The organism is Micromonospora sp. NPDC005171 (genome assembly GCF_040608575.1).
Lineage (GTDB): Bacteria > Actinomycetota > Actinomycetes > Mycobacteriales > Micromonosporaceae > Micromonospora.
On record NZ_JBEXIM010000007.1, the window covers coordinates 114,079 to 127,022 of the forward strand.

Here is a 12,944-nt window from a genome sequence, read left to right on the forward strand (position 1 = left end):
CTGGGACGATGTTGGTGTGGTTGACCAACGCGCCAGCTTCGAGTTGCTTGGCAACGACGCCTTGGAGCAGTCCGCGGTGGTGGCGAACTGCGCCATGAACCGCGAGCGGCAGCTGTCCGGGGTCAACAGCTACACCCGGGAGCTGGGGTTCAACCCTCTCGACGTCCTCGCCGCCGGCCGGGCCGAGCCTATGGCGGCCGCTGGATGGTTGGATCTGTGCTGCGGCACTGGTCGCGCGCTGATCCAAGCTGCCGGTGAGCTGCGACTGGCAGGGTTGACCGAGCGGACAGCCCTCGTCGGGGTGGACCTGGTTGACGCCTTTGATCCCGTACCCGCGCCATCGCTGAACCTGGAGCTGATCTGCGACTCCGTGGCCAATTGGGCACCAACGCGGACGTTCAACCTGATCACCTGTCTGCACGGACTGCACTACGTCGGAGACAAGCTCGCCGTCCTGACCCGCGCGGCCGGCTGGCTGACTCCCACCGGCCGGCTCGTGGCCGACCTGGACCTGTCCAGCATTCGGCTTCCTGACGGGCGACCCGCTGGGCAGCGCCTCACCGCCCGGCTCCGCGCCGCCGGGTTCTCCTACGACTCCCGGCGCCGCCGGATCAGCTGCACCGGCCGCCGTGACGTCCGCCTCCCGTACAGCTACGTCGGCGCCGACGATCGCGCTGGTGCCAACTACACAGGACAACCCGCAGTGCATTCCCACTACGCCGAAGACCACTGACCGCACCGACAGCGTCCGCACATGCCGCAAGGCGCCCGGCGCGGCTGAAGCCGGGGAACGGTGTGCCCTCGTGGGCGTGTGGTCGAGCAGGGCGACGCCGTCCCGGGGGTGTACGTCGTCGAGCAGGCCGGGACTCAGAGGATGGTGACGCGGTGATCGGTTTGACCGACAGCGACTGCACCAGGCGTTCGATGCGATCGAGCAGGCATTGACAAAATTGCTCGTGTGCGGCGGCCAGGACGGTTAGGTTGCCGGATGTGAGCAGGATCGTTTCGGTCAACCTGGCAGTGCCGGAGTCCAACCCGGCCAAGGGCGTTGGTGTCACGGGTATCAACAAGCGACCGGTTGATCACGCGGTCACCGTACGCGCGCCGGGGCCCAAGACGACTGGACTGCACAGCGGGCTGGTTGGTGACCACATCGTGGTCAGGGTGAGCGCCAGCAACCGACAGAGAGCCTTGATCACCGGGTCGGAGCCGGCTCGGGCCGGACGCATCCAGATGGCGAGGTTGATCAGCATGAAGGGCAAGAGGATCACCATCGACAGCGTCCGCGCCGCGTTTCCAGCCGGCAGGTTGTTCCAGCGGTAGGCCTCCAGCGTCAGCCCGTCGGCCTCGTCACCCTCGTGAAGACCCGGGCGGGGCCGGTAGAAGCCGCCAGTGTGGTCACCCGCCACTTGCCGCACGTGCGGCCGATCCAGCAGGTCAGCCGGATGTATCGCGGACACCCCGTGCACCCGCAGTTCCACGAGGCCGCCAGCCCCAGCGCGCCGACCCGCCTCTCGCTGATCCATCCGGTACCGGCCCCCAGGCGCGTCCGCGGCGCACACGACCCGCTCGGCTGATCCGACGACACCCGTGTGGCGGAACGGCGTACCCCGCGAAGGGGAAAACAACCCTGAGCGGTGGGCGGCGCTGCCGGCGTCCGCGGCTGCGCTGTTCGCGTTGTTACCGCGCCTGTGCGTCGTCGAAGGCAATCAGCCGCCCCGCGAACCAGGACGGATCGGCCAGATGAGGATAGTGGGTGACGGTCGGCGCTGATTCGACGACCGCACCGGGAATGCGGCTGCGTAGCCAGTCCGGGTAGTCGTCGGCGACGCGCAGGCCGTGCAGTGACAGGTACGGGGTGGGTTCCCGCATCGGCATCAGGTTCGCCAGGTACGCGGTCAACTCCTGTGGGCCGAGGTCGAGCAGGGGAGCCCACATGCCGAGCAGGACGTCCTGGCGCACCTTCCGGCGTGCGTCGAGGTCCTCGGCGACGGCGGGGTCGAGTTGCCCGTACATCTTGGTGAAGGCCGACGTCAGGAAGGCCTCGAAGTCTTCGCCGCGCAGGGCCTGGGCCATCCGTGCCGGCAGCGGCGTCACGTCGAGGGTCTGGTCGATGTTGACCACGCCGCGTGCCGGGAAGCGTGCGGCGTAGGCGGTGGCCACCATCCCGCCGTAGGAGTGCCCCACCACCAGGGGGCGCTGCACGGTGCCCAGGGTGCGGACGACCTCGTGCACATCGGCGGCCAGAGTCAGCGGGTCGTACGGCGCCACGCGGGGGGAGTCCCCGTGGCCGCGCAGGTCGACGCGGACGGTGCGGAAGTGCGTGGCCAGTGGGACGCGATCCCAGAAGTGACGGTCCTCGGTCATCCCGTGGATCGTGACAAGGAGGGGCCCGGTCCCGTCGACGTCGTGCGCGAGGGGAATGGTCCGAAGCGTTCTCAAGGTCACCACCCCACTGTCCGCGCCGGCGGGAGTGGCGACCAGTGACGCTTCTGGGGTACGACCTACCCGGGCTCACTGACCCGCTAGCTTCTCGGCAGCACGGTGATGGCCACGATGGCGCTGTTGACGACAGTGGCCGTCACGGTGCGGGTCACGGCCGCTCCGGCGGCGTCGGCGCCCCAGTCGCCCCGCTCAAGTTCCTTGGCTCGACCGATCACCGACGACGTCCACGGAATCTCGCGGTGGAACTGCGGGAGCGTCCCGCTCGCCGACAGCAGCGCCGCGAGTGCGGCGACCCTGGCTTGCGGCTCCGCACCGTCCACCAGGACCTGCCGGACATCGGCGAGCAGGCGGGACCGGCGTTCGGTCCGGCCGTCCCGCAGGGCCGTCGTCCGGAACAGGCCGAGCACCTTGCGGGGCTCCTGGTCGATGTCACCGCGCGCGATGAGCCGCTGCAACACCGGCTCGCGCAGGGCGGGACCGATCGCCGCCAGTGCCGTCTGCGCCCCCCTCGGTTTCTCGGCGAGGTAGTCCCAGGCCGGGCGGAGGAGGTCGTCCGACGGCGGGTGACCCGTCACGCTGCCGACCCGCCCCCGGTCCGTCGTGGTCAGGTGGTCGCCGAGGGCGAGGTCCGCGAGGACCGCTCCGCCGAGGACGTAGAAGAGGGTGTTCTCTCCCGCGATGGTCCCGGACCGGGGTTGGAACAGAAGCAGTAGGAGATCTTCCACGAGAGTCGGCGCGTCCGACTGGGGTTCGGTGGTCATCGGCGGGGCTCCCAGCGGAAGAGCCGGGTGGCGAGGGCGACGGCGATGACGACCCAGCCGAGCGTGGGCGCGAGCAGGAGCAGGGAGTCGGTCACGGCGACGCCGCCGTTCCAGGCGTTCATGGTCAGTTCGGTGGCCGCGCCACCGGGCAGCAGTCGCTTGAGCCAGGCGAGGTTCTCGGTGCCGGAGATGCCCACCCAGCTGGCCATGGCGATCACACCGAGGGTAACGGGCAGAGTGGTGACCTGGGCGTGTTCGGGGGAGTTCGTCAACCCGGCCGTGGCCAGCGCCAGACCGATCATCATGGCCACGGTCGCGAGGACCGCCACCACCAGCAGGGCGACGTTTGCCGGTCCGCCGGCGACCACGGCCAGGGCGACCAGGATCGCGGTCACCTGCACCACGGCGAGGACGAGTACGGGCAGCAGCAGGCCGGCGAGGATGCCGGCGTCACCTTCGGCCGTGGAGCGCAGTCGCTTGAGGAAGAGGTTCTGGCGCCGGGAGGCCAGGGTGGTGACGGCGGTGGCGTAGAGACCGAACGCGGCCACGGTGAACATCACGATCGCGGCGATGTAGCCGAGGCTCCCGAGGGCGGCGTAGGTCTCGTGCTGACGGACGAAGAACACACAGACCGCGACCGGGATGATGAGGCTGGTGATCAGCACCAGTCGGTTGCGGAAGATCTGGATCAGTTCGCTCAAGGCGATGGACAACACGTTGACGCTCCTCTGAAAAGCACGGATCAGTTGCTGATGGCGCGGAACACGTCGTCGAGCCGGGTCGGCCCCGCCGCCAGGTCGCGCAGCTCCACGGCGTGGGCCCGTGCCCAACCGAGCAGGAGGTGCAGGTCCTCCTGCAGCTCGAAGGACTCGACGGTGACCTTCCCGTCGGCGTCGACGACCGCCCGCAGCGGTAGCGGCGGAACCGGCGTGGCGAGGGTGAAGCGGATCACGCCGGGGAGGGTGTGGGTCAGCTCGGAGACCGTGCCCTCCCGGTGGAGGGTGCCCTCGTGCATGAGCCCGATCCGGTCGGCGCGCTGCTGCGCCTCCTCCAGGTAGTGCGTGGTGAGCACGATGGTGGCGCCGTTCTCCCGCAGCCGGTCCACTGTTGCCCACACGGCGTCGCGGGACTGGATGTCGAGGCCGGTGGTCGGCTCGTCCAGAAAGATCAGCTCAGGGGTGCCGTAGACCGCGGTGGCGAAGTCCAGCCGCCGTTTCTCCCCGCCGGACAGCTGCGACACCTTGCGGCCGGCTCGACCGGTGAGGTCGACCAGGTCGAGCACCCGCTGGACGTCGTCGGTGCGCCGGGTGAGCCGACCGACCAGGCCGACGGACTCACGGACGGTGAGGTCCGGGGAGAATCCACTCTCCTGGAGCATGACACCCATTCGGGGACGTACCGCCCGCCGCTCGTCGGGGCTGTGCCCGAAGACGCGTACGGTACCTGAGGTTGGCTTCCGGTGTCCCTCGACAACCTCCAGGGTCGAGGTCTTTCCGGCTCCGTTGGTGCCTAGCAGCGCGTAGAGCTCTCCGGGCCGTACCTCGAAGGAGAGATCCTTCACGGCGTGGAAGTCGCCGTAAGTGAGGTTCAGCCGTTCGACTTCGATGACGGGTGTGGTGGACATGCACCCATGACAGCGCGGGCGCGGCCGACCCGTCAGTGGCACTGCGTCATCACCGCATGTGACGCGGTGTCACTGGTGATGGCCCCTGGCTGCCGGATACTGGCGTGGTGACCGCGACATCGCCGCGCTTCACCGAGTCGACGCAGGGAAGACTGCGCCGGCTCAACCTCGCCACGTCACTGCCGCCGGTGGTGTTCGCCGCAGTGGTCCTGCTCTACACCGACGCGCGTACCTGGTGGCACATCATCGTCCTGGCACCAGGGGCCGTGGCGGCCGTGGTGGCCTTCGAGCGATGGACGGCAAACGACCTCGCCAGGGTCGCGCTGCCCTGCCTGGTCGTAGCGGCAGCGGTCTGGCCGGTCGGCGTCCTGGTGAGCGGCAGCCCCAACGCCTACTGGGGTGTCTGCGCGGTAGGCTCGCTTTCCCTGCGCCAGGTGCGACGGCATCGGGCTCTGACGATGGCCGGGCTGTTCACCTACGTCGCCGCCGTCGGCGCGGCGCGGCTGCTGGTGCAGCGGGACGACATCGGTCACGTCCTGGTCACCTACGTCCTCATCCCGACCGTCCTCACCGTCGTCGTGACGGTCTTCACCGTGGTGGGCGAGCGGTTCTACGACCTCATCCGGGAGCTCGAACAGACCCGGGAGCGCGAGGCGGAGCTGGCCGTGGTCCGGGAGCGCGTGCGGTTCGCCAGCGACCTGCACGACATCCAGGGCCACACTCTGCACGTGGTAAAACTCAAGATCGCCCTGGCGCAGCGGCTGCTGCTGCGCGACAGCGCTCGGGCGGAGAAGGAGCTGCGGGAGACGTACGCGCTGGTCAGCGACACCATCGCGCAGACCAAGGAACTCGCCTACGCCCAGCGGCGGCTCAACCTCACCGCGGAGATCGAGAACGCGAAGAACCTGTTCGAGGCCGCTGGGATCCGGGTTCGGGTGACCCGGGAGGCCGATGTCGATGCCCGCGCCGGTGAACTGCTTGGCCAGGTGCTGCGGGAAACGACCACCAACATCCTGCGGCACGCGCAGGCCACCCACGTGCAGATCACTCTCGCCGAAACCGGCATCACCATCGTCAACGACGGCGTGACCGCCACCACGCCCCCCGAGCTGAGGGGACTGGCGGCACTGAGGCAACGGGTGGCGGGCGACGGAGGTGAGCTGACCGTGGAACAGAACGACGGGCGGTTCCTGACCGCAGCGGTCTTTCCACCCGCCCGGGCCGATGCGGCCCAAACTGTCACGGGGAAGGACGGCCGATGACGACCATTGTGCTCGCCGACGACGAGGTGCTGCTGCGCACGGCCCTGGCCGCGCTGCTGCCCCTGGAGGGGGACATCACCGTCCTCGCCGAGGCGCAGGACGGCCGGGTGGCCATCGAGGCCACAATGCGGCACCAGCCTGACGTGCTGGTCATCGACCTGGAGATGCCGGGCGTGGACGGCCTGGGCGCGGTCGCCGAGATCCGCCGTGAGCGACCGGAGCAGGTGATCCTCATGCTGACCCGGCACGCCCGCCCGGGCGTGCTGCGCAAGGCGTTGAAGCTCGGTGTGCAGGGCTTCGTCAGCAAGTCCGCCGAGCCGGCCCACATCACCTCCGTCATCGCCACCCTGCACGCCGGCAAGCGCTGGATCGACCCGGACGTGTCGGCGCTCGCCGTCACCGAGGACTGCCCCCTCACCGACCGTGAAGCAGACGTCCTGCGCGTCACCGGCGAGGGGTACTCGGTCGCCGACATCGCTGCTCGGCTCCACCTCGCTCCGGGCACCGTCCGCAACTACCTCTCCAACGCGATGCGCAAGACCCAGACCCGGACCCGCCACGAAGCGGCCCGTTACGCGCGCGAGCACGACTGGCTGTAACCGACCGTTCGGCCGGGTCTCGCCGTGCGCGCGACCGCCGTACACCTATCGATGGAATGAGAGCATGACGTCCACCTGGATCACCACCCCGATCACCATGCAGCTCCTGCGCGGTGCGCTCGACGTGGAGCACACCGCGCGGGGTGTGCTGCCGCATCGGCTGCCGGCCTGGGCCCGCGCCCAGTACACCGACGGCCAGCTCGCCATGGTCGAGGCCCAGCCCGCCGGCGTACGACTGGCCTTCCGCAGCCGCGCCACCGCCGTCGAACTCGACACGCTGCCCACCCGGCAGACCTACACCGGCCTGCCGTCTCGCCCGGACGGCGTCTACGACCTTCTTGTCGACGGCCACCTGACCGACCAGGCCAGCGTCACCGGCGGCGACACGGTGATCGTCGACCTGGCCAGCGGCACCGCCGAGCGCCGGTCCGGCCCACCCGGAACCCTCCGCTTCACCGGCCTGCCCGACCGGGTGAAGGACGTCGAGATCTGGCTGCCGCACAACGAGACCACCGAACTCGTCTCCCTGCGCACCGACGCCCCGGTGGCGCCCGCGCCGGAGCAGGGGCGCCGGGTGTGGCTGCACCACGGCAGCTCCATCAGTCAGGGCTCCAACGCCACAAATCCCACCGCCACCTGGCCGGCCGTCGCCGCTTCCCTGGGCGGCGTCGACCTGGTCAACCTCGGCTTCGGCGGCAGCGCGCTGCTCGACCCGTTCACCGCCCGCACCATGCGGGACACGCCGGCCGACCTGATCAGCGTGAAGATCGGCATCAACCTGGTCAACACCGATCTGATGCGGGTGCGCGCCTTCATCCCGGCTGTGCACGGCTTCCTCGACACCATCCGGGACGGTCATCCCACCACGCCGCTACTGGTCGTCTCGCCCATCTACTGCCCCATCCACGAGGACACCCCCGGCCCGGGCACGTTCGACCTCGCCGCCCTCGCCACCGGACAGGTGCGGTTCCGGGCCACCGGGGACCCGGCGGAACGGGCCAGCGGGAAGCTCACCCTGGGTGTCATCCGCGACGAGCTGGCCCGCATCACCGCCCAGCGGGCGGCCAGCGATCCGAACCTGCACCATCTCGACGGCCTCGACCTCTACGGCGCGGCCGACTTCGCCGAGCTGCCGCTGCCCGACCAGCTCCACCCGGACACCGCCACCCACCGACGCATCGCCGAACGCTTCGCCAAGCGGGCGTTCACCGCTGACGGTCCCTTCGCGGACCGTAGCTCCTGAACGCATGCCGGATCGGCATGAACACCGCGACGTCGGTCTTCGACCGCACGCTTGATCGCTGCGAGGGCCGGTCCTGTCAACCGGCGTCGACGCGTCGGACCTACGGGCCCAACGGGAGGAATGGAGATCACGACGTCTACTGAAAATGTGTGCCCACCGGCACTTCTTCGGGTATCGGCGTGACGACCTGCCCGGCGTGGTACCAATACCGGATAGGCGAAGCCGGCAGAAATGGGCGGCCCATGTCGACAAGGGCAGCAGCGCTGCTTCGAAAGCCTGGGCAACCGCAGCGGCCAAGCCTTCTGGAGCTCTTCTTCGACCTGGTGTTCGTCTTTGCGCTGAATCGGGTCTCACAGCGGTTGGTCGAGGAGCTTACCGAGCGGCGAATCGTCCTCATCGAGGCGGGGGAGACGCTGCTGTTGCTGCTGGCCTTCATGGTGCTGTGGTTCGTCACGGCATGGGTCACCGACCTCTACGATCCACAGAGGCCGCAGCTGCAGCTGCTGGTCTACACGGCCATGCTCGGCGCGCTGGTGATGGCAGTAGCGGTGCCGCACGCCTTCGGCGACAGAAGTCTGGCTTTCGCCGGCGCGTACGTCGCCGTTCATATCGTTCGTGGGCTGGTCATCGTGCCGATACTGCGCGGCCACGAAGCTCAGGGCCGGGCGGCTGCGGTGTTCTTCTGGTTCACGTTGTCGGCCGTGCCGTGGATCGCCGGGGCGATCGTGGCGGATGCGGCGCGCGGGCTGTTGTGGACGCTCGCGATTGCTATCGACTGCGCGGCACTGCTGCTGTTTTATCCCACGCCATGGTCCCGCCCCAACCAGCGGCAGTGGCCCGTTCTGGCCGAGTATTTGTCTGAGCGCTACCGACAGCTCTTCATCATCGCTCTCGGCGAGCTGATTCTTACGACGGGCTCGGCCTACAGCGACGCATCCTTTCAGCATGGCGGAACCGCGACGGCCTTCGCGGTCTCGTTCATCACGACCGTGCTGCTGTTTCGCGTCTACCTTTTCAGGGCCGGCCAGTTGTTGCCAGAAGCGATCAGAGCCGCCGCTGAGCCCGCGCACCTTGTCCGGGAGGCTTTCCTCGCGCACGTACTCATGGTGGCCGGCATCGTCGCCGTCGCCGTCGGGTACGAAATCGTGATCGAACATCCGTTCGGGCACACCCGCGCGGCCTGGATTCTCGTTGTTCTCGGCGGACCGATTCTGTTTCTGATCGGGCGAGCCCTGGTGGAACACGCCGTATTCGACCGGGTGTCCCACTCTCGGATCATCGGCGCTCTGGCGCTTGCCGGCGCCACCCCGTTCATGACCCTTCTGCCGCCGCTGGCCGTGGGCGTCACCGCCGTCGTCGTCCTCGCCGGCATCGCCGCTTCCGACGCTGTCCATGCCCTGGGAAAACCGCCCGAACGGCCCCACCCGCCCCACTTCAGACAGTGAGCGGCAAATGCCTGCTCAGGCCTGCCGGCCCCCGGAGCGGCGGCTGAACTTGTTGAGACGGCCCGGTTCCACCGACCCTCACCTGTCCGCCGGTTGATCGAGGCGTGCGCGACGCTCGGGGCGGCCCTCGGTCAGGACCATCGGGGCGATGGCCAGGACGATCACGGCGGCGGCGACGCCCTGCTCGCCGTGTCCGCAGGTCGCGCTCGGCTCACTGGCCCTCAGCCCGCCGGCCGGCCTCGAACCCGGAACCCGCACCGGGACGTACCAACGGGGCACCACGACGCTCATCACCGGTCCCGAAGGTGCGTCCCGAATTTCTGCGGAGACCTCGCCGTCGCCGTCCTCGACGAACTGGAGAGCCCGGGCGAGGACAGGCACTTCACCGTGGGATGAGGTTCCGCGCACGCGTGTCGCGTACGGACGCGGACTGGTCTCCATGGCGATCATCGACATCTGTCGCTACGATCCGATACCGATGCATTACTGAGTGTTGATGTGTGCTGTTCGTAAGCCCTGGACGCTGGCAATCCGGCGCCGCTACGACGTGGTGCCGGGCTGAGGATCACGCCGTCTCGACGAAGGGAATTCGGATGACGGAGAGCGCGCAGACCACCGAGAGCCGAACCGTTCCGCCCGCGCGGCCGTACCCGTTCAGTGTGCCCGACCGCCTCGTCGTCGATCCGACCTATGGCGAGCTGCGCGAGAACGAACCGATGACCAGGGTGAAGCTCCCCTACGGTGAGGAGGCGTGGCTCGCCACCCGGTACGAGGACGTCCGTACGGTCCTCGGCGACGTGCGGTTCGGCCGCGCCCCGGCCGTCCAACGCGACGAGCCCAGGCTCACCCCGCGCCAGCAGGACAGCGGCATGCTGACGATGGACCCGCCGGATCACACTCGGCTGCGCCGGTTGGTGGCGAAGGCGTTCACTGCACGTCGGGTCGAGGCACTGCGACCACGAACCCAGGAGATCGCCGACGCACTGGTCGACGACATGGTCCGGCTCGGTCCTCCGGCCGACCTGGTGGAGCACGTCGCCACGCCGTTGCCGATCCAGGTGATCTGCGAGCTGCTCGGGGTCCCGTACGCCGACCGCGACCGCTTCCACATCTGGTCCGAGGCGATCGTCTCGACCACCTCCCTGCCAATGGAGACGATCCAGGAGTACCTGAACAATCTCTGGGGCTACATCGGTGCGCTGGTCGCCGAGCGCCGCCGCGAGCCCGGGATCGACGACCTGCTCGGCGCCTTGGTGCGGGCCCGCGACGAGAATCAGGATCGGCTCAGCGAGACCGAGCTGGTGGAGCTGGCCGGAGGGCTGCTCGCGGCCGGCCACGAGACCACGGTGACCCAGATTCCCAACTTCGTCTACGTCCTGCTGCACAACCCGGACCAGCTCGCTCGGCTGCGGGCTGACCCGTCGCTGGTACCGGCCGCCGTCGAGGAACTGCTGCGGTACGTGCCGCTCGGCGTCGGCTCCTCCTTTGCCCGGTACGCCAAGGAGGACGTCGAGGTCGGCGGGGTGCTGGTCCGGGCCGGTGAGCCGGTTCTCGGCTCACTGTCGTCGGCGAACCGGGACGGTACCGTCTTCGCCGAACCGGACCGGCTGGATTTCGACCGCGAGCAGAACCCGCACCTCGGCTTCGGGCACGGCGTACACCACTGCGTCGGCGCGCAGTTGGCCCGCATGGAGTTGCAGGTCGCCGTCGCGACCCTCGTGACTCGCCTGCCCGGATTGCGGCTCGCCGTACCGGAAGCCGAGCTGGAGTGGAAGCGCGGCATGTTGGTGCGGGGCCTGCTCGGCATGCCGGTGGCCTGGTGAGTACCGCCTGGCGGATCGGGGTGGACTCGCGCCGCTGCATCGGCACGAGCATCTGTGCCGGTACCGCGCCCGAGCACTTCCGCCTGGTCGGCGGCCTGTCCGCGCCGCTGGCCGATGTCGTCGCCCCTGCCGAGGTCATCCTGGACGCCGCCGACTCCTGCCCGGTGGAAGCGATCACGGTCCGCGACGCCACCGACGACCGGCTGATCGCGCCGCAGGAATGACCCACATCGAGCCCGGCCGTCTGCGCCCACACCCGCGAGGACGCTGAACTGCTGATCGTCTCGACCGCCGGGATGCTCAAGCGGCTGCCCACCGCCAGTAACCCGCTACAGCCGGCCGCGAGTCACCTGACGGTGGCTCGGAATATCCGTTGCCACCCGATCGGCGCAGCGCATACCTTCATTGAGCAAGGCCGCCCCGACCAACCCAAGGAGTTCCCCGTGTTGCAGTACGCCTACACCGAAACCATGCGGCTCATGCCGCGCGGCGGTGTCGTGCTGCCCTCAATTGGGCGAGCTCACGATCTGTGCGCGAGTGAGCAGAACTGGAAGTCGGGGTGGCGGCGCGAATAGCGCCAGCGCAAGCTGCGAAGCCGCCCACCCCGACAGGGACAGGGCGGCTTTCTCGTTACTGGAACAACTCCACAGGGGCGTAGCTCAACTGGTAGAGCGCCGGTTTCCAGAACCGAAGGTCGCAGGTTCGAGTCCTGCCGCCCCTGCTTCTCGTCCCGGCTGCGGCCGGCGGCGTTGCAGGTTCTCAATTACACAGTGGATGGCATGAGCAAAACCCCGGCCGGCGCCCGCGACGGCCGGCCGGGGGCATTACCTCCGGGACGAGGGAGACGGCTGACCCGCTCGCTTTGGGAGCGAGAGACACGGGGTTCGACACCCCGGTCCCGGACCATGGGGTTGTAGCTCAGATGGGAGAGCGCCGGTTCGGCAGACCGGAGGTCGAGGGTTCGAATCCCTTCTTCTCCACGCCATCATGATCGGCGGCGACCGCGGGCGCGACTGCGATCCCCGCCGGCTCCATGGGCCGTTGGAGCAAGCTGGCAGCTCACCTGGTTCTCAGCCAGGAGGTTACGGGTTCGAGCCCCGTACGGCCTACGCAAGCAAAATGCCATGCGGTCGTGGTGAACTTGGCGGACACGTCGGTCTTCCAAACCGAAGAAGCGGGGTCGGTGCCCGCCGGCCGCTCAACCGTTCCGGGAGCCGGCGAACCCACAGCGGTTCGCCGGCCCCGACGGGAGCTGGTGCAACCTGGCAGCACATCCGGTTCTGACCCGGAAGGGTTGGAGGTGCGAATCCTCCGCTCGGGGCACGCAGACGCGCGTTCGGTCATGGGTAGGCCCCTAGCCTTTCAAGCTGGTGAAGCGGGTTCGAGCCCCGCACGCGCGACCATTCCGGCGTCGCCCAATCGGTAGGGCAGCGGACTGTTGATCCGTACAGGTACTGGTTCGAGTCCAATCGTCGGAGCAATGGAGGGGCCTCGGCGGTCACCGGGGCACCGTTGGAAACGGTGTATGGGGCGGAAGTCTCCTCCGTGGGTTCGAATCCCACACCTTCCGCGCATGCCCGCGTAGCTCAACGGGAGAGCACCTGGTCCACACCCAGGGGGTCGGAGGTTCGACACCTTCCGCGGGCACTGGCCTTCAGGCCGAAGTTGTGGCTGTAGCTCAGAGGTAGAGCGCCGGTTCGTGGCACCGGAGGACGAGGGGTCAGGACCCTCCAGTCACCCCA

At 68.8% G+C, this 12,944-nt stretch carries 14 protein-coding genes, 11 tRNA genes and 1 pseudogene; 20 read left to right on the forward strand and 6 right to left on the reverse strand.

The features are described from left to right. Positions 1 to 16: 16 nt before the first annotated feature. Positions 17 to 733 carry a methyltransferase domain-containing protein gene (locus ABZU74_RS12915; protein WP_355422187.1) on the forward strand — a complete coding sequence of 239 codons (717 nt, stop codon included), beginning with the start codon at positions 17 to 19 and terminating at the stop codon, positions 731 to 733. A 257-nt stretch (positions 734 to 990) separates the two neighbouring features. After that, positions 991 to 1,155, forward strand: a pseudogene (locus tag ABZU74_RS12920) (MOSC domain-containing protein); the annotation flags it as partial. On the opposite strand, the gene ABZU74_RS12925 reads toward ABZU74_RS12920, so the two are convergent. The 5 genes from ABZU74_RS12925 to ABZU74_RS12945 all read right to left on the reverse strand — a co-directional run bounded on the left by ABZU74_RS12925 (position 1,083) and on the right by ABZU74_RS12945 (position 4,830). After that, positions 1,083 to 1,409 (reverse strand): hypothetical protein, encoded by a 327-nt coding sequence (locus ABZU74_RS12925; RefSeq protein ID WP_355422438.1) that lies wholly within the window; start codon positions 1,407 to 1,409, stop codon positions 1,083 to 1,085. The pseudogene ABZU74_RS12920 and the gene ABZU74_RS12925 overlap by 73 nt on opposite strands. A 271-nt stretch (positions 1,410 to 1,680) precedes the next feature. Next, the gene (locus tag ABZU74_RS12930; protein ID WP_355422189.1) at positions 1,681 to 2,451 is read right to left on the reverse strand and encodes an alpha/beta hydrolase; all 771 of its coding nucleotides are present in this window, start codon (positions 2,449 to 2,451) and stop codon (positions 1,681 to 1,683) included. 74 nt (positions 2,452 to 2,525) lie between these two features. After that, positions 2,526 to 3,206, reverse strand: coding sequence for a GPP34 family phosphoprotein (locus tag ABZU74_RS12935; protein WP_355422192.1), 681 nt, complete (start codon positions 3,204 to 3,206; stop codon positions 2,526 to 2,528). Then, the gene (locus ABZU74_RS12940; RefSeq protein ID WP_355422195.1) at positions 3,203 to 3,922 is read right to left on the reverse strand and encodes an ABC transporter permease; all 720 of its coding nucleotides are present in this window, start codon (positions 3,920 to 3,922) and stop codon (positions 3,203 to 3,205) included. Before ABZU74_RS12940 ends, ABZU74_RS12935 begins: the two co-directional genes overlap by 4 nt. A gap of 26 nt (positions 3,923 to 3,948) precedes the next feature. After that, entirely contained in the window at positions 3,949 to 4,830 is an 882-nt protein-coding gene (locus tag ABZU74_RS12945; protein ID WP_355422198.1) for an ABC transporter ATP-binding protein, read from the reverse strand. Positions 4,831 to 4,937: 107 nt separating this feature from the next. On the opposite strand from ABZU74_RS12945, the gene ABZU74_RS12950 reads away from it, so the two are divergent. The 4 genes from ABZU74_RS12950 to ABZU74_RS12965 all read left to right on the forward strand — a co-directional run bounded on the left by ABZU74_RS12950 (position 4,938) and on the right by ABZU74_RS12965 (position 9,379). Next, a complete protein-coding gene (locus ABZU74_RS12950; protein WP_355422201.1) occupies positions 4,938 to 6,092 on the forward strand; it encodes a histidine kinase in 1,155 nt (384 codons plus the stop codon). Beyond that, positions 6,089 to 6,691 (forward strand): response regulator transcription factor, encoded by a 603-nt coding sequence (locus ABZU74_RS12955; RefSeq protein ID WP_355422204.1) that lies wholly within the window; start codon positions 6,089 to 6,091, stop codon positions 6,689 to 6,691. Before ABZU74_RS12950 ends, ABZU74_RS12955 begins: the two co-directional genes overlap by 4 nt. Before the next feature lie 64 nt (positions 6,692 to 6,755). Further along, positions 6,756 to 7,934, forward strand: a complete 1,179-nt coding sequence (locus ABZU74_RS12960; RefSeq protein ID WP_355422207.1) for an SGNH/GDSL hydrolase family protein — start codon at positions 6,756 to 6,758, stop codon at positions 7,932 to 7,934. Between the two features lie 149 nt (positions 7,935 to 8,083). Beyond that, a complete protein-coding gene (locus ABZU74_RS12965) occupies positions 8,084 to 9,379 on the forward strand; it encodes a low temperature requirement protein A (protein ID WP_355422209.1) in 1,296 nt (431 codons plus the stop codon). Positions 9,380 to 9,457: 78 nt separating this feature from the next. On the opposite strand, the gene ABZU74_RS12970 is transcribed toward ABZU74_RS12965, so the two are convergent. Then, the gene (locus tag ABZU74_RS12970) at positions 9,458 to 9,760 is read right to left on the reverse strand and encodes a hypothetical protein (protein ID WP_355422212.1); all 303 of its coding nucleotides are present in this window, start codon (positions 9,758 to 9,760) and stop codon (positions 9,458 to 9,460) included. A 212-nt stretch (positions 9,761 to 9,972) separates the two neighbouring features. On the opposite strand from ABZU74_RS12970, the gene ABZU74_RS12975 reads away from it, so the two are divergent. The 14 genes from ABZU74_RS12975 to ABZU74_RS13040 all read left to right on the forward strand — a co-directional run bounded on the left by ABZU74_RS12975 (position 9,973) and on the right by ABZU74_RS13040 (position 12,944). Next, positions 9,973 to 11,202 (forward strand): cytochrome P450, encoded by a 1,230-nt coding sequence (locus ABZU74_RS12975; RefSeq protein ID WP_355422215.1) that lies wholly within the window; start codon positions 9,973 to 9,975, stop codon positions 11,200 to 11,202. Then, positions 11,199 to 11,426: a ferredoxin gene (locus ABZU74_RS12980; RefSeq protein WP_355422218.1), complete on the forward strand. Its 228-nt coding sequence runs from the start codon at positions 11,199 to 11,201 to the stop codon at positions 11,424 to 11,426. The genes ABZU74_RS12975 and ABZU74_RS12980 overlap by 4 nt, the downstream gene beginning before the upstream one ends. Positions 11,427 to 11,498: 72 nt before the next feature. Next, on the forward strand, positions 11,499 to 11,777 hold the full coding sequence (locus ABZU74_RS12985; RefSeq protein WP_355422221.1) for a hypothetical protein: 279 nt from the start codon (positions 11,499 to 11,501) through the stop codon (positions 11,775 to 11,777). 73 nt (positions 11,778 to 11,850) lie between these two features. Next, positions 11,851 to 11,923 (forward strand) — tRNA-Trp (locus ABZU74_RS12990). A gap of 109 nt (positions 11,924 to 12,032) precedes the next feature. Next, positions 12,033 to 12,108: transfer RNA gene (locus ABZU74_RS12995), tRNA-Pro, on the forward strand. Position 12,109: 1 nt separating this feature from the next. Continuing rightward, positions 12,110 to 12,182: transfer RNA gene (locus ABZU74_RS13000), tRNA-Ala, on the forward strand. Between the two features lie 55 nt (positions 12,183 to 12,237). Further along, a tRNA-Glu gene (locus ABZU74_RS13005) sits at positions 12,238 to 12,311 on the forward strand. Positions 12,312 to 12,328: 17 nt separating this feature from the next. Then, a tRNA-Gly gene (locus tag ABZU74_RS13010) sits at positions 12,329 to 12,401 on the forward strand. Between the two features lie 40 nt (positions 12,402 to 12,441). Continuing rightward, a tRNA-Gln gene (locus ABZU74_RS13015) sits at positions 12,442 to 12,525 on the forward strand. Between the two features lie 6 nt (positions 12,526 to 12,531). Further along, positions 12,532 to 12,605 (forward strand) — tRNA-Glu (locus ABZU74_RS13020). 1 nt (position 12,606) lies between these two features. Next, positions 12,607 to 12,680: transfer RNA gene (locus ABZU74_RS13025), tRNA-Asn, on the forward strand. Positions 12,681 to 12,684: 4 nt separating this feature from the next. Further along, positions 12,685 to 12,772: transfer RNA gene (locus ABZU74_RS13030), tRNA-Ser, on the forward strand. A 5-nt stretch (positions 12,773 to 12,777) separates the two neighbouring features. Further along, positions 12,778 to 12,849: transfer RNA gene (locus tag ABZU74_RS13035), tRNA-Val, on the forward strand. 20 nt (positions 12,850 to 12,869) lie between these two features. Next, positions 12,870 to 12,944 (forward strand) — tRNA-His (locus ABZU74_RS13040).

What these genes read in the sequence shown, in the direction of transcription:
- ABZU74_RS12935 (WP_355422192.1), bottom strand. Translation starts at nt 3,206, where the DNA reads ATGACCACCGAACCCCAGTCGGACGCGCCGACTCTCGTGGAAGATCTC.
- ABZU74_RS12945 (WP_355422198.1), bottom strand. Translation starts at nt 4,830, where the DNA reads ATGTCCACCACACCCGTCATCGAAGTCGAACGGCTGAACCTCACTTAC.
- ABZU74_RS12955 (WP_355422204.1), top strand. Translation starts at nt 6,089, where the DNA reads ATGACGACCATTGTGCTCGCCGACGACGAGGTGCTGCTGCGCACGGCC.
- ABZU74_RS12960 (WP_355422207.1), top strand. Translation starts at nt 6,756, where the DNA reads ATGACGTCCACCTGGATCACCACCCCGATCACCATGCAGCTCCTGCGC.
- ABZU74_RS12975 (WP_355422215.1), top strand. Translation starts at nt 9,973, where the DNA reads ATGACGGAGAGCGCGCAGACCACCGAGAGCCGAACCGTTCCGCCCGCG.
- ABZU74_RS12985 (WP_355422221.1), top strand. Translation starts at nt 11,499, where the DNA reads ATGCTCAAGCGGCTGCCCACCGCCAGTAACCCGCTACAGCCGGCCGCG.